Genomic DNA, 20,320 nt, shown 5'->3' on the forward strand with positions numbered 1-20,320 from the left:
GCGCTTTGTCAAAACGCGTCGGCGAGGAGGCGCCGTGCCTTGGCGTATCAACGCGCCCACACAGCCAGCACCGCATATCAGCGCCGGGCCATGACGCATCCATGTGGCGTGTGTTCAAGACAGAGGGTTCAGCGACCGTCGAACCAGGACTTCCACTGCGGTACCGCGGTGGCGAAGGTGCCGCGGTGCGTGGTCGGGCCGGTGGAGATGGCTTCGACGGCCTTGTTGCCGGCGCCGAGTGCCTGCGCGTAGGTCTGCGCGAGGCGGCCGACGCCCACGGTGATGGCTTCGTCCGTGTCACCGTAGTAGTTTCGGACCGGCGATTTGATGACCCAGCGGTACGACTGCGTCTCTGCGATCAGCTTGCCGAAGGCGGAGTCGGCGAAATACTGCGGGTTGAAGTAGTCGGGCTTGAGCAGCTTGTGCAGATCGGTTGGGATGTCGGCAGGGTTGACGGGCGGACCTGCCGGGCGGTCGTAGGCCTTCTTGGCTACATCGTAGTAGGCATCGTTGAGCACCGACCGGGCCAGGCCGGGCACGCCGTAGTAGTTCTCATACGAGAAGGCGGACAGGATGAAGATGCTGTTGAGCCAGACGGCGTCGTAGGACCGCGGGAAATTAAGGAAACCGCTCATGGCGATGCCGAGATCAAGCGGCGCGCTCGCGGTGGCCGCACCATTCACCGGAATGCCGGTCTTTTCAAGCTTTTCGAGCAACGCCATCGTCACGAATCCGCCCTGTGACCATCCGGCCAGGTACAGCTTGTCGGTCTTGCGGCCGAGGCTCGCCAGCACGCCCTTGGAAGCGGTCAGCAGGTCAAAGCAGGCCTGCTGCTGGCTGGCCTTCACAAGATAGCCCTCGGGCTCGGTCGAGACACCCAGGCCGAAGTAGTCGGCACCGATGAGCGCGTAGCCCTGGCCGGCGAACTGGGCAATCATCAATTGCGTTTCCGGGGACTGCTCAGCGAACGACGGGACTTCCTGGCGACCGTACACGGTGCCGTGCTGGTAGGACACCAACGGCAGCGTCGTGTCCTGGGTGTCGGGGAGTGCCAGCAGGCCCGATGCGCGCGTGGGCTTGTTGCCCTTTTCGGGTACCACGGTCGAATACGTGATCCGGTAGAGGTTCACGCCGGTGCGCGCGGGCGTGTAGGGCACGTTGATGCCCGAGAACTTGGGCGTGTCGCTCGTGAGGATCGCATTGAGCTTGGCAACGTCCCAGTGCGCGACCAGTTCGAATTTTGTATCGCCGACGATCGTCTTCACGGCTGTGTCTTGGGCGTGCACGGGCGCAGCGATCACCGTAGCCATTGCGCCGGCGACGAGCAGCGCGTTGAGGAATTTGAGCATTTTCTTGGCGTAGTTTGGATACACAAAAACAAAGCGATCGGGCGCGCAAAGACTGCTGCCACACCGGAGCGTTTCGAAATGTATCTCAATTTGGAAGCCGCGTCGAGGCGAGGCGAAGCGGGCCTCGCGCTAGCGCTCGGAACCCATCATCAGGTTCGGAACGATGGTCACGATGCTTGGAAAGACCGTGATCAGCCCGATGCACAGCACGAGGCACATGAAGAAGGGGATGGCCGCTTTCGCGATCACGTTGCTGTCCTTGCCGGTCATGTTCTGCAGCACGAAGAGGTTGAAACCCACCGGTGGGGTGACCTCGGCGATCTCGACCAGCAGCACGATGAAGATGCCGAACCAGACCAGGTCGAAGCCGGCCTTCTGGATCATCGGCAGCACGACCGCGCTGGTCAGCACGATCATCGAGATGCCGTCGAGCGCCGTACCCAGCACCAGGTAGACGATCACCAGCGAGCCGATGAGTGCATAGGGCGACAGGTGCATGCTGTCGACCCATTCGGCCAGTTCGCGCGGAATGCCGGTGAAAGCCATGGTCTTGGTGAGGAAGGCCGCTCCGGCCAGGATGAACATGATCATGCAACTGGTGCGCGTGGCACCCATTAGCGCGTCCTTGAAGTTCTTCCAGGTCAGGCTCCTGCCGTAGGCGGCAATCGCCAGCGAACCCAGCACCCCGAAGGCCGCGCACTCGGTGGCGGTCGCCCAGCCGGCGACCAGCACCCAGATGATGAAGACGATCAGCAGCGTGCAGGGGATCAGGTTGCCTGACAGGCGGATCTTCTCCATGAAGGTGGTCGGTGGATCTGCGGGTGGTACCTTGGTCGGATTGCGCCAGCTCCACCAGGCGATGTAGCCCGAGAACAGCAGCATCAGCAGCAGACCGGGCAGGAAGCCGGCCAGGAAGATGCGGATGATCGACGCATCGGCGGCGACCGCGTAGACCACCATGGTGATCGATGGCGGGATCAGGATGCCCAGCGTGCCGGCCGTCGCGAGCGAGCCGATGGCCAGCTTCTCGTCGTAGCCGCGGCGCTTGAGTTCGGGCAGCGCCACCTTGGCGATCGTGGCACAGGTCGCGGCCGAGGAGCCGGACACCGAACCGAACACGCCGCAGCCGATGATGGTGGTGTGCATCAGCCGGCCCGGCACGCGGTTGAGCCACGGGCGCAGGCCTTCGAACATCTCTTCGCTGAGCTTGGTGCGGAACAGGATCTCGCCCATCCAGATGAACAGGGGCAGCGCCGCCAGTTCCCAACTCGCATTGCTCTCCCAGAAGGAAGAGAACAGGTTCTTGGCAGGCAGCGTGCTGGTGAAGAAGGCCTGGCCGACCCAGCCGACGATGGCCAGCGTCATGGCGATCCACACGCCGCCGGCCAGCAGCACCAGCATGATGACGAGCAGCAGCGCGCCCATCAGGAGGGTTTCGATCATGATGCGCTGTCAGACGTCGGAGGAAAAGTCGCCGGCGGCATGCCGCTCTTCGATGGCGCGCTGGTAGCTGGGTTTCTCGCCACGCACCACGCCCACCAGTTCGTCGACCATGGCGAGCAGCAGCAGCCAGCAACCCAGCACGAAGGTCGATTGCGGGATCCAGATCGGAATCACCACCAGTCCCGTGGCCATCTCCGCGAACTCGTAGCTCTCCCAGGTGAAGCTGGTGGCCGCGTAGGTGAGGTAGGCCACCGACACAGAGGCGATCAGCAGGCAGATGACGTCGAGTGCACGGCGCAGGCGAGGGCCGACGGCGTCCAGCAGCAGGGTCACGCGGACGAAGTCGCCATGGCGAAACGCATGCGCCATGGCAAAGAACGCAGCCGCTGCGCACAGCCAGGCCACCACGTCGTTGAGCCCGCTCACATGCCAGTTCATCTGTCGGCCGACGCCCGCGACGATCATCAGCACGAAGATCAGGAATACGCAGAACGCGCCCAGTGCGCCGGCACCGTCGTACAGGCGGTCCAGAAAGCGGCGCATGGATCAGTTCTTCTTGTAGGCGTCGACGATCGCGGCGCCATCGGCACCCGCAACCTTGAGCCAGTCGGCCTGCATGATGCCGCCGACCTGGCGCATGTCGGCGTCCAGCTTGGGCGAGGGCTTGTGGATCTTCATGCCGCGCTCGGCCAACAGGCGTTTGTATTCGGCGTTCTTTTCTTCGGCGACCTTCCAGCCACGTGCCTCGGCGTCGGCAGCCGCCTTGAGCACGGCCGCCTTGGTGGGCGCGTCGAGCGCATCGAAAGATTTGGCATTCACCAGGATCGCATTCTTCGGAATCCAGGCCTGGGTGTCGTAGAAATTCTTGATGCTCTCGTAGGTCTTGGTGTCATAGCCGGTGGAGCCGGAACTCATGTAGCTTTCGATCACGCCCGTGGCCATGGCGGCGCTCAGCTCGGCCTGCTGGATCTGCACGGGCTGCGCACCGATGAGTTCGGCAATCTTTGCCGTGGCCGGGCTGTAGGCGCGCCACTTGACGCCGCGCAGGTCGGCCACCGAGCCGATTTCCTTCTTCACGTAGATGCCCTGCGGCGCCCAGGGCACCATGAACAGCACCTTGATGCCTTGCGCGGCCAGCAGCTTTTCCATGGCGGGCTTGGATGCGCCGTAAAGCTTTTTGGCTTCAGGGTAGGTGGTGGCCAGGAAGGGCACGCCGTCCAGCGCGTAGATCGGGTTTTCATTGGCAAAGTTCGCCAGCAGGATCTCACCGGCCTGCGCCTGGCCGCTCTGCACCGCGCGTTTGATTTCCGGGGCCTTGAACAGCGACGCGTTGGCGTGCACCGTGATCTTGACCTTGCCACCCGTCGCTGCATCCACGTCCTTGGCGAACTGCGTGATGTTTTCGGTGTGGTAGTTGGTCGCAGGATAGGCGGTCGGCAGGTCCCAGCGGGTTTGAGCGAAGGAAGCCGCACCGAAGGCGAGACCGGCGACGGCGATGCAAAACTTGCGATTCATGGGTGCTCCGAACAGGAAGTGAAGGGCAGAACAACGATGCGTCTCTCCCTGCAAATATCGGGCCACTCCCGCCCTTGAGCCAGCATGAATACCCTGAATGCAACCTGACCCAGCACAAAAAAACCGCCTGGTGAGGCGGTTTTCAGTCGCGCGACCCGGCACCGCGCGGGGTGCCAGGCGATACGGATGCTCAGGGCTTGGCGGCTGCTGCTTTTGCAGGTGCAGCCTTGGCCGCAGGCGCCATGCTGCCACCCCTGAAGCTCTCGCCGTTCACTGTCATGCCTTCAGCGGACAGCTTGGAGGCCGACTTTTCCTTGACGCCCTTGACGCGGAGCATGAGGTCGGGCCAGTCCTTGAACGCACCTTGCTGGCGCGCATCGAGGATGCGTTTGGACAGCGATGGGCCGACACCCTTGAGTCCGTCGAGGTCGGCGGCCGTCGCCTTGTTGGCGTCGACTGCGGCATAGGACGCCAAAGCGAACAGCATGACCGAAGCGGCCAGAAATTTCTTCAACATGAACAACTCTCCCTGAGTCTTATGGTGATGGATAAAAGATCGGATGTGCATGCTCAGCCTCGGGCTGGCGTGCATCGAAAGCTTATCCCTCTTTGCGAAAATCGCCCTGTTGAAAAAGTTACGGTTGCTCAGAGTTCTTCGACCCGGCGTGGCGGATAGCTGTCCCAGGCCTGGCAACCTGGGCAATGCCAGAAGTACTGGTGGGCCTCGAAGCCGCAGGCTGCGCAACGGTAGCGCATCAACGGACGCGTGGCCTGGTCGAGTGCCCGCTGGACCTGGGGGTGGAACTGTTCGTGCTCGAAGCGTTCGCCAGCCAGCCAGCGCGAAGCGGCGACCAGCGAGGGCTGATGTGCGAGATGGGCAATGTAGCCGTCACGCGGCACGGGTGCGTCGTCGGGCGATGGCAGTGCGCCAGGCAACGCCGGGGGCACGCCGCCCAGCGCGATGACCGCTTCCAGCACGTCGATGGAGGGGGACTCCTCATAGCGCCGCTGCAGCAGCGCCAGTGCCTCGCCGGCGTGGCCCGCCGCCACAGCGGCCTGCTGCAGCATCGCTGCGTACAGGGGCAGTGCGAGCGGCGCTCGCTCGCTGAGTGCGCGCAGCGTAGCGAAGGCCGCATTCGCGTCGTCGCGGCGCAGTTGCAGCGCCGCCATGTCGATGGCTGGACGCGGCGCGTCGGGCGCGAGGGCTGCGGCCTGCTGCAGCATCGCGCTCGCAGTGGTTGCGTTGCCGGCGCTGATCTGTTCGTCCGCCTGTTCGCACAGGTGGTGGGCGCGCCGCGCCGTGTAGCTCGCCTGCTCGGTCGCGTCGAGCTTTTGGGCTACGGCAGCAGCTTGGACCCACTCCCGCGAACGTTCGTAGATGGCCAGCAGCGACAGCAGGGCCGCATTTTCGTAGTGGGTGCCCTCGAGTTTCTGCAGGGCGGCTTCTGCGCGGTCGAGCAGACCGGCACGCAGGAAGTCCTGTGCCAGTGCATGTTGCGCGCGGTCGCGGTCGGCGCGGCTCAGGTCGCCCCGGCTCAGCAAATGCTCATGCACGCGCACTGCGCGTTGGTACTCGCCGCGGCGGCGAAACAGGTTGCCCAGCGCAAAGTGCAGTTCCTGTGTGTCAGGATCGTTCTGCACTGCCTCGATGAACGCATCGATGGCCTGATCCTGCTGCTCGTTGAGCAAGAAGTTGAGGCCACGAAAGTAGGCCTTGGGCGCCTGCCGGTTCTCGAAGCGCAACTGACGCAGGTCGAAGCGTGAGGCCAGCCAGCCCAGCACGAAGGCGATCGGCAGGCTCAGCAGCAGCCAGGTGAAGTCAAAGTCCATGTTGGCGAACGGCAGGCAGGTCGGTGGTGGGCGGGACGGGTGCCGCGGGCGTCGGCCCGGGCGGCGCAACTTCGCGCGCAGCGGCGGGGCGCGTGGCGGCGCTGCGATGCTTCCACCATCCCGGCAGCATACCGAGTGCGCCGACCACCAGGCCGCCGGTGAATGCGGCGAGCACGACCAGCACCAGCGGCGCACGCCAATACGTTCCGAAGAAGAAGTAGACGGTCGCGTCGTGCTGGTTGTTCAGCGCGAAAGCGAAGAGGGTAAAAAAAATGGCTGCCTTGAGCAGCCACAGGAGGTATTTCATGCGCATCCCCTAAGGCAGGCGGATTCTACTTTTGCAGGCGTCATGCCTTTTCGACCTTGGCGCCATCGAGCTCTGCCGTGCGCGCGTCGACTGCCTCGCGCAGGGCTTTGCCTGGCTTGAAATGCGGCACCCGCTTTTCCGGGATCTGCACGCTTTCACCTGAGCGCGGATTGCGCCCGATGCGCGGCGGGCGCCGGTTGACCGAGAAGCTGCCAAAGCCGCGGATCTCGATGCGATGCCCGCGCACCATGGCATCGCTCATGGCGTCCAGGATGGTCTTGACCGCGTATTCGGCATCGCGGTGCGTCAGTTGCGAGAAGCGGGCTGCAAGTTCTTCGACAAGATCAGAGCGGGTCATAGGCAAAAAGAGTGCAAATAAAAAAAGGCGCCATTCAGCGCCCTTCTCAATCCCGGCAACACCGCGGAACGGGCTCCGCCCGGCCGCAGGTGTTGCCCCCGGTAGGGGGTAGGCGCAGGCGACACGAAGTGCGCCGCAGCCTGGGGGCGAGTCAATTACTTGTCGTTGTTGTCCAGCTTGGCGCGCAGCAGGGCGCCCAGGCTGGTCGTGCCCGCATTTTCGCGTGCCGACTGCTGGCTCAGGTTGGCCATGGCGCCTTGTTCGTCGACCATGTCCTTTTGCTTGATCGACAGCTGGATGTTGCGGGTCTTGCGATCCACGTTGAGCACCACGGCCGTGACTTCGTCGCCTTCCTTGAGCACGTTGCGTGCATCTTCCACGCGATCGCGCGAGATTTCGCTGGCGCGCAGGTAGCCGAGGATGTCTTCGCCCAGGTCGATTTCAGCACCGCGTGCGTCCACCGTCTTGACCTTGCCGGTGACGATCTGGCCCTTGTCGTTCACCGTGGTGAACGTCGTGAACGGATCGCTGTCGAGCTGCTTGATGCCCAGGCTGATGCGTTCGCGGTCGACATCGACGGCCAACACGAGCGCTTCGACTTCCTGGCCCTTCTTGTAGTTGCGAACGGCAGCTTCGCCGGTTTCGTTCCACGAGAGGTCGGACAGGTGAACCAGTCCGTCGATGCCGGCAGCCAGACCCACGAACACGCCGAAGTCGGTGATCGACTTGATCGGGCCCTTGACGCGGTCGCCGCGCTTGGTGTTTTGCGCGAACTCTTGCCACGGGTTGGCCTTGCACTGCTTCATGCCCAGGCTGATGCGGCGCTTGTCTTCGTCGATTTCCAGGACCATGACTTCGACTTCGTCGCCGAGCGAAACGATCTTGTTCGGTGCGATGTTCTTGTTGGTCCAGTCCATTTCGGAGACGTGCACCAGGCCTTCGATGCCGGGTTCGAGTTCGACGAACGCGCCGTAGTCGGCAATGTTCGTGACCTTGCCGAACAGGCGGGTCGATTGCGGGTAGCGACGCGAAACGCCCATCCACGGGTCGTCACCCATTTGCTTGAGACCCAGCGAGACACGGTTCTTTTCGGTGTCGAACTTGAGGATCTTGGCGGTGATTTCCTGGCCTGCCTGAACAACTTCGCTCGGGTGGCGGACGCGGCGCCATGCCATGTCGGTGATGTGCAGCAGGCCGTCGATGCCGCCGAGGTCCACGAACGCACCGTATTCGGTGATGTTCTTGACCACGCCACGGACAACGGCGCCTTCCTTGAGGGTTTCCATCAGCTTGGCGCGCTCTTCGCCCATGCTGGCTTCGACCACGGCACGGCGCGACAGCACGACGTTGTTGCGCTTGCGGTCGAGCTTGATGACCTTGAATTCCAGGGTCTTGTTTTCGTACGGGGTCAGGTCCTTGATCGGACGCGTGTCGATCAGCGAACCCGGCAGGAATGCACGGATGCCGTTGACCAAGACGGTCAGGCCGCCCTTGACCTTGCCGCTGGTGGTGCCGGTGACGAAGTCGCCCGATTCCAGGGCCTTCTCCAGGGCGAGCCACGAAGCCAGACGCTTGGCGGTGTCGCGCGAGAGGATGGTGTCGCCGTAGCCGTTTTCGACCGAGCCGATGGCCACGGAAACGAAATCGCCGGCCTGGACTTCGAGTTCACCCTTGTCGTTCTTGAATTCCTCGATCGGCACGTACGCTTCGGACTTCAGGCCGGCGTTCACGACGACGTGGTTGTGTTCGACACGAACGACTTCAGCGGTGATGACCTCGCCGCTGCGCATTTCGGAGCGCTTCAGGGATTCTTCGAACAGGTCGGCAAAAGATTCAGACATTGATTTTTCCTTCCGTCATGCAGGGTTTGCAGGCACACCATTGCGACTGCGTAGGGTCTGGAGACGGCGGTTGTGGGCAAGAGCCCGGGTTGGAGTTGAAAAAACCAGCAGGCCGGTGCGCTGTCGCGCGGCGGGGACCTGCCAGACCGAAAAAGCCGATCAAGCGGGCTTGAAAGGCTGTGTGTCCTGCCACCAGTTCAACACCTGGTCGATCGATTGCTCGATCGACAGCGCGGAGTTGTCCAGGCGACGGGCATCCTGCGCCGGCAGGAGAGGCGCCACGCTGCGGGAGGAGTCCCGGGCGTCGCGTGCCTCCAAGTCGGCGCGAAGACTGTCGAGTGTAGTCGAAATCCCCTTTGAAATCAACTGCTTATGCCGGCGTTCCGCGCGCTGTGCGGCGCTGGCCGTCAAAAACACCTTGAGCGGGGCGTCGGGGAAGATCACCGTGCCCATGTCGCGGCCGTCGGCCACCAGTCCCGGCAGTTGCCGAAAGCGCTTTTGCAGCGCCAGCAGGGCCCTGCGCACGGCCGGCAACGTCGACACGCGCGATGCGTCCATGCCAGCGGCTTCAGTGCGGATCAGGTCGCTCACGTCCTCGCCATCGAGCAGCACCCGGCCCTTGACGAACTGCAGCGGCAGGCCTTCAGCCAGGGCCGCGATCTGTGCCTCATGCGCGGGCTCGGGCGTGAGGCCCTGGCGTCGCATGGCCATGCCGGTCACCCGGTAGAGCGAGCCCGAGTCGAGGTAGTGGTAGCCCAGCTCGTGCGCCACCTCGACTGCCAGCGTGCCCTTGCCCGACGCGGTCGGGCCGTCGATGCAGATCACCGGGATGTGCGGTGCCTCCACCACGGAGAACAGCGTTTCGAAGTAGTCAGGGAAGGTCTTGGCAACGCATTTCGGGTCGAGGATGCGCACCGGCAAGCCGGCCGGATTGAAGGCCGCCAGCGAAAAGCACATCGCAATCCGGTGGTCGTCGTAGGTGTGGATGGCGGCGGCCCGCCAGCCGGCCGGGGCCAGCGGATGCACGCAGATCGAGTCGGGGCTGGTCTCCACCGTGGCGCCCAGCTTGCGCAATTCGTGGGCCATGGCGTCGATGCGGTCGGTTTCCTTCACGCGCCAGCTTGCGATGTTGCGCAGCGTGCTCGGGCCGTCGGCGAAAAGCGCCATCACCGCCAGTGTCATGGCCGCATCGGGAATGTGATTGGCATCGAGGTCGATCGCCCGCAGCGGCCAGGCGTCGCGCGACACCTGCAGCCAGTTGGCGCCGCTGTCGACGCGAGCGCCCATCTGGCGGGCGGCTTCGACGAATCGGATGTCGCCCTGGATCGAGCCGGCGCCGACGCCTTCGATACGCAGGGCCTGGCCCGGCGCACCGGCCGCCAGCGCGCCCAGGGCGATGAAGTAGCTCGCCGACGAGGCGTCGGCCTCGACGTGGATTTCGCCGGGCGAGCGGTAGCGGCAACCCGCGTGAATGGTGAAGCGTTCCCAGCCGTCGCGCTGCACTGCGATGCCAAAGCGCGCGAGCAGGTTGAGCGTGATCTCGATGTAGGGCTTGGAGATCAGCTCGCCGACCACGTCGATCACGACGGCCTTGCCGGATGCGCCCGCAGCCAGCGGCAGTGCCAGCAGCAGGGCGGTCAGGAACTGGCTGGAGACGTCGCCGCGCACGCGGATCGGCGCATCGAGCGACAGGGTCGCGATATCGCTCGGATGAATGCGCAAGGGCGGAAAGCCGGGGTTGCCCAGGTAGTCGATGCGGCAACCGAGTTGCGTGAGTGCATCGACCAGGTCGCCGATCGGGCGTTCGTGCATGCGCGGCACGCCGCTCAGTTCGAAATCGCCGCCCAGCAGCGCGAGCGCTGCCGTGAGCGGACGCATGGCGGTTCCGGCATTGCCGAGAAACAGATCGGCGGTGGGCTGCTTGAGCGTGCCGTCGAGTCCCTCGATGCGCAGGCTGTCGGCCGACAGCCGCTCGACGCCGCAGCCCAGTGCGCGCAAGGCGTCGATCATGACGCGGGTGTCGTCGGAGTCGAGCAGGTCGTGCACCGTGGTCGTGCCGCCGGCCAGCGCGGCGAGCAGCAGAACACGGTTCGAAATGCTCTTGGAGCCCGGCAGCTGGACGGTGCCCGTGGCGCTCGCGAGTGCCGGAATGTCAAGGAAAGGCGTGGAGAACATGGGTCAGGCGGGCGTGGAAGCGGAGGTGGCATCGACAACGGGCCCGGTACCCATCGTCCATTGGGAGCGGGTTGCGCTGGCGGCCGCGATGGCTTGCCCGAGGCCGGTGGCGTCACCGGCCTGCATCAGCGCTTCGAGGTCGGCAAGGGCGCCGCGGAAGGCGTCGAGCTGAAGTTGGACTTGGGTGCGGTTGGCCAATAGCACGTCGCGCCAGAGCGTGGGCTCGGCGGCGGCGATACGGGAAAAGTCGCGAAAGCCGGGACCGGCCAGTTCGAAGAAATGTGCGCTGTTGGCCTGAGCGGTCAGGCCGTTGGTGAAGGCAAAGGCCAGCAGGTGTGGCAGGTGGCTGACTGCGGCCAGGGCGCTGTCGTGCGACTCGGGCGTCATGCTGCGCACATGCGCGCCCAGCGCCGACCAGACAGCGTTTGCACGCTGCGTCTGCGCCAGCCGGGTCTCAGGCAGGGGGGTGAGGATCACCTGGCGGCCCGTGTACAGGTGGGGGTCGGCATGGTCGACCCCCGCGCATTCCTTGCCAGCGATGGGATGGGCGGGAACGAAGTTGCCCAGGCGTTCGGCCAGGCCGTGCCGGGCGGCCTCGATCACGTCGCACTTGGTGGAGCCCACGTCCATCACCAGCGCACCGGCTCCCAGGGCCGGGCGGATGGCCTGGAAGGTGGAGAGCGACGCGGCCACGGGCACTGCCACCAGCACCAGGTCGGCACCGTGGGCGGCCTCCTGGGCCGAGTGTGCAGCCACGTCGATCACGCCCAGTTGCCGGGCGCGCTCGGTGGAGGCGGGGGAATGGCTGTAGCCGACGATCTGCCGGACCAGCCCTGCGCGTCGCAGCGCGAGGGCGAAGGATCCGCCCATCAGGCCGCAGCCGATCAAGCCGAGCTGTTCGAACATGCGCTCAGGCCGTGACGGGGTAGGCGCCCAGGACTTTGTAGAAAGCGCACAACGTACGCAGTTCGGCCAGTGCCGCGGCCACATTCGGTTGCGAGGGATGGCCGTCCAGGTCGATGTAGAAGTAGTACTCCCACTGGCCGGTACGGGCCGGGCGCGACTCGAAGCGCGTCATCGACACATTGTTCTTCTTCAGCGGCACCAGCAGGTCATGCACCGCGCCGGGCTGGTTGGGCACCGACACCACGAGGCTGGTGCAGTCGCGGCCCGAGGCCGGCGGCATGGCCAGCGTCTGCGGCAGGCAGATCACGGCGAAGCGGGTGCGGTTGTAGGAGTCGTCCTGGACCGCATGCGCAATGATGTGCAGGCCGAAGCGCGTGGCCGCGCGTTCGCCGGCGAGCGCCGCCCAGGCCGGGTTCTCGGCAGCCAGGCGGGCGCCCTCGGCGTTGCTGGAGACCGCGCGGCGCTCGGCGTGGGGCAGGTGCTTGGACAGCCAGGTCTGGCACTGCGCCAACGCCTGCGGATGGGCGAGCACCGCCTCGACGCCTTCGAGCGTGTTGCTCCGGCGCATGAGGTGGTGGCGCACCAGCAGGCTGACCTCGCCGACCACATGGGTGGGCGAGTGCAGGAAGAGGTCGAGCGAGCGCGTGACCACACCTTCGGTCGAGTTCTCCACGCCCACCACGCCGTACTGGGCGCTGCCTGCCGCCGTGGCATGGAACACTTCGTCGAAGCTGGCGCAGTAGATGAGGTCGGCCGCACCGCCGAAGTATTCGACGGCCGCCTGTTCGCAGAACGTGCCCTCGGGGCCGAGCACTGCCACGCGCTGCGGCGATTCGAGTGCCAGGCAGGCAGACATGATCTCGCGCCAGATGGCCGCCACGTGCAGGTCCTTGAGCGGACCTGCATTGGCGTGCTGGATCTTGTCGATGACCTGTGCGACGCGGTCGGGACGAAAGAAGGGCGTGCCCTCGCGCTTCTTGACCTCGCCCACCTGCTCGGCGACACGCGCGCGCTGGTTCAGGAGGTCGAGCAGGCGCTGGTCCAGCGAGTCGATCTGCACACGCAGATCGGACAGGCTGTGCGAGGGCGATTCGGAGGAGGGTGAGGGAGGTGGTGCAGAGGCGGTCATCGGTCTGTCGCGCATCTATGCATGCGACTTCTCGAATTCTCGCATGTAGGACACCAATGCCTGCACGCCTGCCATCGGCATGGCGTTGTAGATGCTCGCGCGCATGCCGCCCACGGACTTGTGGCCCTTGAGTTGCAGCAGGCCAGCTGCCCGTGCGCCCGCCAGAAAGGCGTCGTTGCGGCTCTCGTCCTTCAGGAAAAACGGCACGTTCATGCGTGAACGGCACTCGGTGCTGATGCGGTTTTCGTAGAAGTCGGAGGCGTCGATGTAGCCGTACAGGAAATCCGCCTTGGCGATGTTGCGATGCTCCATCGCGGCAACGCCGGTCAGATCGCCTTCGCGCTGCTGGCGCAGCCACTGGAAGGTCAGGCCGGCCACGTAGATGCCCCAGGTCGGTGGCGTGTTGAACATCGACTGGTTGTCGGCCACGGTCTTGTAGTTGAACGCGCTGGGGCATATTTCCAGTGCGTGGCCCAGCAGGTCGTCCCGCACGATCACGATCGTGAGGCCGGCCGGCCCCAGGTTCTTCTGCGCCCCGCCGAAGGCCAGGCCCACGCGTTGCCAGTCGACGCTGCGCGAGGCCACGTGCGACGAAAAGTCGATCACCAGGGGGGCCTTGCTGCCAAGCGCAGCCAGGTCTGGCAGCGTGTGGTACTCCAGGCCGTGGATGGTTTCGTTGCTGCAGATGTGCACGTAGGCCGCATCGGCAGACAGCTTCCAGCCCGCCGCGTCGGGCAGGCGGGTGAAGTGGTCGGCAGCATTGCTGGCGATCACGCGCGCGTCGCAGTAGCGCAGGGCTTCCTTCTGCGACTTGGCGCTCCAGCTGCCGCTGACCACGAAGTCGGCGACCGCGCCGCGCGACAGGTTCATCGGCACGATGGCGTTTTCCGCCAGGCCGCCACCCTGCATGAACAGGATGTGGAAATTGGCCGGCACTGCGAGCAGGTGCCGCAGGTCGGCTTCCGCCTGCGTGGCGATGGCGCCGAACTCCTTGCCGCGATGGCTCATTTCCATCACACCCATGCCGCTGCCGTTCCAGTCGAGCATGTCGGCGGCCGCGCGCTGCAGCACGGCCTCGGGCATGGCCGCAGGGCCGGCGGAGAAGTTGTAGGGCCGAATGCCCGCAGGCTGCGTCATCACTTCTTCGCGGGTGCCTTGGCCGGCGTCTTGGCGGCCGGTGCCTGCGCTGCTGGCGCTTCGGTGGGCGCACCCAGTGCCTTGGCCACGGCCGTGTCGAGCGTGCGCATCTTCGGTTCAACCGTCGAGCGGGTGTCGGTCACCAGCTTCTCGGTGAGCGCTGCCTGCATCTTGGGGTTGAGGTCCTGGTACTTCTTGCTCAGGGGCGAGCTGATCCATGCCAGCAGCTGGCGCAGTTCGTCTTCAGTGAAGGTCTGTTCCATGAGCGGGCCGATGGCCGTGGGGGCCAGTTGCACCGCCCGATCGCGCACGATCGGGTACGTTTCGTCGAAATACTTCTTGAGTTCGACGTCGGCTGCCTTGGCGGCGGCTTCACGCTTGTCGGCAGGCACCTGCGTCTGCAGGTACTGCGAGCCAGCCTGCGCGATGGGCGCGCTGGACTGTTCGACCAGACCGCGTGCGAGCGCTTCGATGCCGGGGCGTTGCAGATCGATGAACTGCTTGACCAGCGCGGACTTGTCCTGCGCCATGGCGAAGGAACTGGTGGCCAGTGCCGCTGTCAGAAGCGCGAGTTTGATTTTCTTCACTGAGGGTTCTCCGTTGAGGGTGTAGATGTGTTGTCGGGGTCGGTGTCGGCAATGGCATCGTTCTCGACGATGCGCTGCAGCCCGCTGAGCTTTGCGCCTTCGTCCAGACCGATGAGCGTGACGCCCTGCGTCGCGCGCCCGAGTTCCCGGATTTCGGCAACGCGGGTGCGTACGAGAACACCCTTGTCGGTGATGAGCATGATCTCGTCGTCGGCGTGCACGAGGGTCGCAGCCACCACCTTGCCGTTGCGCTCACTCTGTTGAATCGCAATCATGCCTTTGGTTCCGCGGCCATGACGCGTGTATTCGGTAATGCTTGTGCGTTTTCCGTAACCGTTGGCCGTGGCTGTCAGCACGCTCTGTGCTTCGTCCTCGGCGACCAGCATGGCGATCACGCCCTGGCCGGCCTCCAGGGACATGCCACGCACGCCGCGCGCGTTGCGGCCCAGCGGCCGCACATCGTCTTCGTCGAAGCGCACGGCTTTGCCGCCGTCGCTGAACAGCATCACGTCGTGCTTGCCATCGGTGAGGGCCGCGCCGATGAGGTAGTCGCCCTCATCGAGGTTGACTGCGATGATGCCGCCCTTGCGCGGATTGTTGAATTCGTCGAGCGCCGTTTTCTTGACGGTGCCCATCGAGGTGGCCATGAACACATACTGGTCGGCGGGGAACGTGCGCTTTTCTCCGGTCAACGCGAGTACCACGTTGATCTTTTCGCCTTCCTGCAGCGGGAACATGTTGACGATCGGCCGTCCGCGCGAACCGCGCGAGCCGGCCGGGACCTCCCACACCTTGAGCCAGTACAGCCGGCCCCGGTTGGAAAAACACAGGATGTAGTCGTGCGTATTGGCGATGAAGAGCTGGTCGATCCAGTCGTCTTCCTTCGTCGCCGTGGCCTGCTTGCCGCGTCCGCCGCGCTTCTGCGCGCGGTATTCGCCCAGCGGTTGGCTCTTGATGTAGCCACTGTGCGACAGCGTCACGACCATGTCGGTCGGCGTGATGAGGTCTTCGGTCGACAGGTCGAAGGCGCTGTGTTCGACCTGGCTGCGGCGCGCGCCCAGCTTGGTTTGGCCGAACTCGGTCTTGATGGTGGTCAGCTCGTCGCCGATGATCACCGACACACGTTCAGGCTTGGCCAGGATGTCGAGCAGATCGTCGATCTCGGCCATGACTTCCTTGTACTCGGCGACGATCTTGTCCTGCTCCAGGCCGGTCAGGCGCTGCAGGCGCATCTGCAGGATTTCCTGGGCCTGCGTGTCCGACAGGCGGTAGAGGCCGTTGTCGCCCATGCCGAACTCGCGGCCCAGGCTGTCGGGACGGTAATCGTCGGCATTGATCACGCCGCCGTCGGCACGCGTGCGTGTGAGCATCTCGCGCACGAGCTTGCTGTCCCAACTGCGGGTCATCAGCTCGGCCTTGGCCACGGGTGGCGTGGGTGCGTTGCGGATGATCGCGATGAATTCATCGATGTTGGCCAGCGCCACGGCCAGGCCTTCGAGCACGTGGCCGCGCTCGCGCGCCTTGCGTAGCGTGAATACGGTGCGGCGCGTGACCACTTCGCGACGGTGCGTGAGGAAGACCTCGAGCAGATCCTTCAGGCTGCACAGCTTGGGCTGGCCATCGACCAGCGCGACGATGTTGATGCCGAAGGTGTCCTGCAGCTGCGTCTGCTTGTACAGGTTGTTGAGTACCACCTCGGGCACTTCCCCGCGCTTGAGCTCGATCACCAGGCGCATGCCCGACTTGTCGGACTCGTCCTGGATGTGGCTGATGCCCTCGATCTTTTTCTCGTGCACCAGCTCGGCCATGCGCTCCTGCAGCGTCTTCTTGTTGACCTGATACGGCAGTTCGTCGACGATGATGGCTTGGCGCTGGCCGCGGTCGATGTCCTCGAAGTGGCACTTGGCGCGCATCACGACCCTGCCGCGACCGGTGCGGTAGCCATCCTTGATGCCGTTGATGCCGTAGATGATGCCGCCCGTGGGGAAGTCGGGCGCCGGGACGATCTCCATCAGTTCTTCGATGGACGCGTCCGGGTGTTGCAGCAGATGCAGGCAGGCATCCACCACCTCGTTGAGGTTGTGGGGCGGCACGTTGGTGGCCATGCCCACGGCAATGCCTGTCGAACCATTGACGAGCAGGTTCGGAAAGCGTGCCGGCAGCACCAGCGGTTCCTGCTCGGAGCCGTCGTAGTTGGGCCCGAAGTCGACTGTTTCCTTGTCGATATCGGCGAGCAGCTCGTGAGCGATCTTGGTCAGCCGGATTTCGGTATAGCGCATGGCCGCCGCGTTGTCACCGTCCACCGAACCGAAGTTGCCCTGGCCATCGACCAGCATGTGCCGCAGCGAAAAGGGCTGTGCCATCCGGACGATGGTGTCGTAGATCGCGCTGTCACCGTGCGGGTGATACTTACCCATGACGTCGCCGACGATGCGCGCGCTCTTGCGGAATGGACGGTTCCAGTCGTTGTTCTGCTCGTGCATGCCGTACAGCACGCGCCGATGAACGGGCTTGAGGCCGTCGCGGGCGTCGGGGAGCGCGCGGCCTACGATCACGCTCATGGCGTAGTCGAGGTAGCTCCGGCGCATTTCCTCTTCAAGACTGATGGGCAGGGTTTCTTTGGCGAAGGAGGTCATGGGCGGCAGACAGACAGCAAGGAGGCGAAATTTTACGCCGTCCGCGGTGTCGTACCGCAGCAACACTCACCGGGTATTCCGCCTCCGTCCTACGTTTAGCGCCGGCCTGCAAGCCTGTTTGCCAAAGACCCTATGGCACAATCACCTCAACGTTTTGGGTGGTGGTCACTTAAAGCGTCCTTGATTCGCAGCGCGGCTGCGGCTTTTTCCCCAAGAGGAGAACCATGAAGAAACTGAATAAAGTGGCGATGATGTTTGCAGTCGCTGCGCTCGCCACTGCCGCCGGCGCGCAGACCCGTGTCACCGCAGCAAATGGCGGTCCCGTCATCGACAACTGGCAAAATGGCACCGGCGAACTCGTCTGGAAGAATGGCACCAACGAACTGTGCTGGCGCGATGCCAACTGGACGCCTGCTACCGCAGCCGCCGGTTGCGATGGCGCTCTGGTTCGCGCTGCAGCGCCTGTTGCTGCAACGCCTGCTGCTCCTGTCGCTCCGCCGCCTGCACCGCCGGCTCCTCCCGCAGCTTCGAAGGTCACCTTCGCTGCTGACGCGTTCTTCGACTTCGACAAGTCGGTTCTGAAGCCCGAAGGCCGCGCCAAGCTGGACGATCTGGTCTCCAAGATCCGTGACGTCAACCTGGAAGTCATCATTGCCGTGGGCCACACCGACTCGATCGGTACCGATGCCTACAACCAGCGTCTGTCGGTTCGCCGCGCTGAAGCTGTCAAGGCCTATCTGGTCTCGAAGGGCATCGAACGCAACCGCGTGTACACCGAAGGCAAGGGCGAGAAGCAGCCAGTGGCTGATAACCGCACCAAGGAAGGCCGCGCCAAGAACCGTCGCGTGGAAATCGAAGTGGTCGGCACCCGCGCCAACCGTTGATTCCCAGGAATCCTCGATCAAGAAAACCCCGCTTCGGCGGGGTTTTTTTATACCTGCGGCTTTTGCGTTTGTAGCTTTCGGCTGGCATGGCAGTTCGTGCCTGGCGTTCCATAATGGCGCCATGAATGACACTGTGAATGCCGACCCGGCTGAACTCGCCAAATTTTCGGAACTTGCTCATCGCTGGTGGGACATGGAGAGCGAATTTCGCCCACTCCATGAAATCAATCCGCTGCGCCTCGACTGGATCGATGGTTTGGCGCCCATATCCGGCCGGCGTGTGTTGGACGTCGGCTGCGGCGGTGGCATCCTGGCAGATTCGATGGCACGCAAGGGTGCCGATGTGCTGGGGATCGACCTGGCCGACAAGGCGCTCAAGGTGGCGCAACTCCATGCGCTCGAAGCCGGCACGCGCGGCGTGAAATACCGCGAAGTGAGCGTCGAGGCGCTCGCTGCCGAGCAGCCCGCCAGTTTCGACGTGGTCACCTGCATGGAAATGCTGGAACACGTACCGCAGCCAGCGTCGGTGGTCAAGGCTTGTGCGGATTTGGTGAAACCGGGCGGATGGGTGTTCTTTTCGACCATCAACCGCAGTCCGAAGTCCTTTTTGTTTGCGATCGTGGGCGCGGAATACGTGTTGGGACTGCTGCCCCGTGGCACCCACGAGTACCAGAAGATGATCAGGCCGAGCGAACTGGCTGCCCACTGCCGGGCCGCCGCCCTCGACCTGCAGCAGACCCGAGGCATGGAATACAACCCGCTGACGCGGCGCTACTGGCTGAGCGCGAACACCAGTGTGAACTACATGTTCGCCACAAGGAAGCCTTTGTGAAAGCGCGTCCGACGATTGAAGCCGTGCTGTTCGATCTGGACGGCACACTGATCGACAGTGCTCCCGACCTGGGTGCTGCCGCCGACAAGATGCGGGTCGATCGTGGTCTGCCATCGCTGCCGATCGAGAGCTATCGCCACATGGCCGGTGCCGGCGCGCGCGGCATGTTGGGCATCGCCTTCGGCATGACGCCCGAATCGCCCGGTTATCCGGAAATGCGCGAGGAGTTCTTCGTGAACTACGAGGCGCGGATGCTGCTCAATACCTTCGTGTTCGACGGGGTGAGTCGATTGCTCGAAACGCTGGGTGCGCGTGGTTTGCAGTGGGGTGTGGTCACGAACAAGTCCATGCGCTTCACTGACCCGCTCACGCAGTCGATGCCGCTGTTCGCGACAGCGGGCGCGGTGGTAAGTGGTGATACCACGCCACACGCCAAGCCCCATCCTGAGCCGCTCTTCGAGGCGGCTCGCCGGCTGGGCATTGCGCCCGAGCGCTGCGTGTACGTGGGCGACGACGAACGTGACATCGTGGCTGGCCGCGCCGCAGGCATGCGTACGGTGGCCGCGACCTACGGCTACATGGGCGCGCAGGGCGACGCCACGCGCTGGGAAGCCGATACTTCGATCGCATCGCCACTGGAGCTCTTGCAATGGCTGAATACAGCCTAAAATAGCAGTCTTGGGGCTGCACTGGTTTCGACGTGGGTTCGGAATCGCAGCGGGGCATGTCGAGCTGAATGCGCTCGTAAAACAGATTCAAACAAACTAACTGCAAACGACGAACGTTTCGCACTCGCCGCTTAATTGCCGGTGAGCTTTGCAACAGCAGGCCGATGGGCTGGGCAAGGGGGTGACAGAGCAATCTGAAGCCTCCCGGCTGCAAAGATAATTACATGGGCTGGTTTCGACCCGGGTACCTTGGGTTGGAACGAGAAAATAGGGTACTGGCGTCCGGTTTAGCGTGCGGCTGCGCGACTCCGGAAGTGAGACTCAAATCAGACCGCTAAACATGTAGAACTGCGCGAAGATGGCTTGCGGACGGGGGTTCAAATCCCCCCAGCTCCACCATTCATAAAAGGCTAAGTCGTTGTAAATCAATGACTTGGCCTTTTTCATTCCGGCCGGAAACGTCCTTCGTTTCACCCGTTCTTCGGCTCCATTTTTGCCTTGATCTGGGCAACGCCGGCAAGCATTCACGACTGTATGGCGATGGCGGACGGTCGAGGGCGCAGGCACGGCATCCGGGAGCCCGGGTAAGTCCACTCTGAGGATGCCGACCGATACGCCGCCGGAGTCTGTGGTTTTGCCAATTTTTCTACTGGATGCGCGTGCATCATGACTGCGTCGGCCGTGCCTTATGAGCGTCGCCGCCATGAGCGACACGCTCATGCG

The 20,320-nt window shown here is 64.1% G+C and carries 18 protein-coding genes and 1 other RNA gene; 4 read left to right on the top strand and 15 right to left on the bottom strand.

From position 1 onward, the window contains the following. Positions 1-128 precede the first annotated feature (128 nt). The 15 genes from J2W36_RS02000 to gyrA form a co-directional block, all read right to left on the bottom strand. Positions 129-1,349 (bottom strand): alpha/beta hydrolase, encoded by a 1,221-nt coding sequence (locus tag J2W36_RS02000; RefSeq protein WP_307687982.1) that lies wholly within the window; start codon positions 1,347-1,349, stop codon positions 129-131. Positions 1,350-1,478: 129 nt separating this feature from the next. After that, positions 1,479-2,792: a TRAP transporter large permease gene (locus tag J2W36_RS02005; RefSeq protein ID WP_307687983.1), complete on the bottom strand. Its 1,314-nt coding sequence runs from the start codon at positions 2,790-2,792 to the stop codon at positions 1,479-1,481. A 9-nt stretch (positions 2,793-2,801) separates the two neighbouring features. Beyond that, a complete protein-coding gene (locus tag J2W36_RS02010) occupies positions 2,802-3,335 on the bottom strand; it encodes a TRAP transporter small permease (RefSeq protein ID WP_307687984.1) in 534 nt (177 codons plus the stop codon). A 3-nt stretch (positions 3,336-3,338) separates the two neighbouring features. Next, on the bottom strand, positions 3,339-4,307 hold the full coding sequence (locus tag J2W36_RS02015) for a TRAP transporter substrate-binding protein (RefSeq protein WP_307687985.1): 969 nt from the start codon (positions 4,305-4,307) through the stop codon (positions 3,339-3,341). Between the two features lie 190 nt (positions 4,308-4,497). Continuing rightward, complete coding sequence (locus tag J2W36_RS02020; RefSeq protein WP_307687986.1) at positions 4,498-4,824, bottom strand: ComEA family DNA-binding protein; 327 nt, start codon at positions 4,822-4,824, stop codon at positions 4,498-4,500. Between the two features lie 128 nt (positions 4,825-4,952). After that, positions 4,953-6,137: a lipopolysaccharide assembly protein LapB gene (lapB, locus tag J2W36_RS02025; RefSeq protein ID WP_307687987.1), complete on the bottom strand. Its 1,185-nt coding sequence runs from the start codon at positions 6,135-6,137 to the stop codon at positions 4,953-4,955. Then, entirely contained in the window at positions 6,127-6,444 is a 318-nt protein-coding gene (locus J2W36_RS02030) for a LapA family protein (protein WP_307687988.1), read from the bottom strand. Before J2W36_RS02030 ends, lapB begins: the two co-directional genes overlap by 11 nt. A 40-nt stretch (positions 6,445-6,484) precedes the next feature. Continuing rightward, positions 6,485-6,802, bottom strand: coding sequence for an integration host factor subunit beta (locus J2W36_RS02035; RefSeq protein ID WP_307687989.1), 318 nt, complete (start codon positions 6,800-6,802; stop codon positions 6,485-6,487). 155 nt (positions 6,803-6,957) lie between these two features. Further along, entirely contained in the window at positions 6,958-8,643 is a 1,686-nt protein-coding gene (rpsA, locus tag J2W36_RS02040) for a 30S ribosomal protein S1 (protein ID WP_307687990.1), read from the bottom strand. Positions 8,644-8,802: 159 nt separating this feature from the next. Beyond that, complete coding sequence (locus J2W36_RS02045) at positions 8,803-10,818, bottom strand: bifunctional 3-phosphoshikimate 1-carboxyvinyltransferase/cytidylate kinase (RefSeq protein ID WP_307687991.1); 2,016 nt, start codon at positions 10,816-10,818, stop codon at positions 8,803-8,805. Between the two features lie 3 nt (positions 10,819-10,821). Beyond that, a complete protein-coding gene (locus tag J2W36_RS02050; RefSeq protein ID WP_307687992.1) occupies positions 10,822-11,724 on the bottom strand; it encodes a prephenate dehydrogenase in 903 nt (300 codons plus the stop codon). Between the two features lie 4 nt (positions 11,725-11,728). Next, a complete protein-coding gene (gene pheA, locus J2W36_RS02055) occupies positions 11,729-12,853 on the bottom strand; it encodes a prephenate dehydratase (RefSeq protein WP_307687993.1) in 1,125 nt (374 codons plus the stop codon). 15 nt (positions 12,854-12,868) lie between these two features. Continuing rightward, a complete protein-coding gene (serC, locus tag J2W36_RS02060; protein ID WP_307687994.1) occupies positions 12,869-13,990 on the bottom strand; it encodes a 3-phosphoserine/phosphohydroxythreonine transaminase in 1,122 nt (373 codons plus the stop codon). Further along, positions 13,990-14,577: a DUF2059 domain-containing protein gene (locus J2W36_RS02065; RefSeq protein ID WP_307687995.1), complete on the bottom strand. Its 588-nt coding sequence runs from the start codon at positions 14,575-14,577 to the stop codon at positions 13,990-13,992. The genes serC and J2W36_RS02065 overlap by 1 nt, the downstream gene beginning before the upstream one ends. Beyond that, entirely contained in the window at positions 14,574-17,213 is a 2,640-nt protein-coding gene (gene gyrA, locus J2W36_RS02070) for a DNA gyrase subunit A (protein WP_307687996.1), read from the bottom strand. Before gyrA ends, J2W36_RS02065 begins: the two co-directional genes overlap by 4 nt. 224 nt (positions 17,214-17,437) lie before the next feature. Here gyrA and ompA point away from each other — a divergent pair, with 224 nt between their 5' ends. The 4 genes from ompA to ssrA all read left to right on the top strand — a co-directional run bounded on the left by ompA (position 17,438) and on the right by ssrA (position 19,996). After that, complete coding sequence (ompA, locus tag J2W36_RS02075) at positions 17,438-18,097, top strand: outer membrane protein OmpA (RefSeq protein WP_307687997.1); 660 nt, start codon at positions 17,438-17,440, stop codon at positions 18,095-18,097. Positions 18,098-18,218: 121 nt separating this feature from the next. Continuing rightward, a complete protein-coding gene (ubiG, locus tag J2W36_RS02080; RefSeq protein ID WP_307687998.1) occupies positions 18,219-18,929 on the top strand; it encodes a bifunctional 2-polyprenyl-6-hydroxyphenol methylase/3-demethylubiquinol 3-O-methyltransferase UbiG in 711 nt (236 codons plus the stop codon). Then, entirely contained in the window at positions 18,926-19,597 is a 672-nt protein-coding gene (locus J2W36_RS02085; RefSeq protein ID WP_307687999.1) for an HAD family hydrolase, read from the top strand. Before ubiG ends, J2W36_RS02085 begins: the two co-directional genes overlap by 4 nt. 12 nt (positions 19,598-19,609) lie before the next feature. Then, positions 19,610-19,996, top strand: a transfer-messenger RNA (tmRNA) gene (gene ssrA / locus J2W36_RS02090). Positions 19,997-20,320 lie beyond the last annotated feature (324 nt).

The sequence above is a fragment of the Variovorax ginsengisoli genome (assembly GCF_030811835.1).
GTDB lineage: Bacteria > Pseudomonadota > Gammaproteobacteria > Burkholderiales > Burkholderiaceae_C > Variovorax > Variovorax ginsengisoli_C.

Excerpts from the sequence above, each read along its gene's own strand:
- J2W36_RS02000 (WP_307687982.1), bottom strand. The coding sequence starts at position 1,349 with ATGCTCAAATTCCTCAACGCGCTGCTCGTCGCCGGCGCAATGGCTACG.
- J2W36_RS02005 (WP_307687983.1), bottom strand. The coding sequence starts at position 2,792 with ATGATCGAAACCCTCCTGATGGGCGCGCTGCTGCTCGTCATCATGCTG.
- J2W36_RS02010 (WP_307687984.1), bottom strand. The coding sequence starts at position 3,335 with ATGCGCCGCTTTCTGGACCGCCTGTACGACGGTGCCGGCGCACTGGGC.
- J2W36_RS02015 (WP_307687985.1), bottom strand. The coding sequence starts at position 4,307 with ATGAATCGCAAGTTTTGCATCGCCGTCGCCGGTCTCGCCTTCGGTGCG.
- J2W36_RS02020 (WP_307687986.1), bottom strand. The coding sequence starts at position 4,824 with ATGTTGAAGAAATTTCTGGCCGCTTCGGTCATGCTGTTCGCTTTGGCG.
- lapB (WP_307687987.1), bottom strand. The coding sequence starts at position 6,137 with ATGGACTTTGACTTCACCTGGCTGCTGCTGAGCCTGCCGATCGCCTTC.
- J2W36_RS02030 (WP_307687988.1), bottom strand. The coding sequence starts at position 6,444 with ATGAAATACCTCCTGTGGCTGCTCAAGGCAGCCATTTTTTTTACCCTC.
- J2W36_RS02035 (WP_307687989.1), bottom strand. The coding sequence starts at position 6,802 with ATGACCCGCTCTGATCTTGTCGAAGAACTTGCAGCCCGCTTCTCGCAA.
- rpsA (WP_307687990.1), bottom strand. The coding sequence starts at position 8,643 with ATGTCTGAATCTTTTGCCGACCTGTTCGAAGAATCCCTGAAGCGCTCC.
- J2W36_RS02045 (WP_307687991.1), bottom strand. The coding sequence starts at position 10,818 with ATGTTCTCCACGCCTTTCCTTGACATTCCGGCACTCGCGAGCGCCACG.
- J2W36_RS02050 (WP_307687992.1), bottom strand. The coding sequence starts at position 11,724 with ATGTTCGAACAGCTCGGCTTGATCGGCTGCGGCCTGATGGGCGGATCC.
- pheA (WP_307687993.1), bottom strand. The coding sequence starts at position 12,853 with ATGACCGCCTCTGCACCACCTCCCTCACCCTCCTCCGAATCGCCCTCG.
- serC (WP_307687994.1), bottom strand. The coding sequence starts at position 13,990 with ATGACGCAGCCTGCGGGCATTCGGCCCTACAACTTCTCCGCCGGCCCT.
- gyrA (WP_307687996.1), bottom strand. The coding sequence starts at position 17,213 with ATGACCTCCTTCGCCAAAGAAACCCTGCCCATCAGTCTTGAAGAGGAA.
- ompA (WP_307687997.1), top strand. The coding sequence starts at position 17,438 with ATGAAGAAACTGAATAAAGTGGCGATGATGTTTGCAGTCGCTGCGCTC.
- ubiG (WP_307687998.1), top strand. The coding sequence starts at position 18,219 with ATGAATGACACTGTGAATGCCGACCCGGCTGAACTCGCCAAATTTTCG.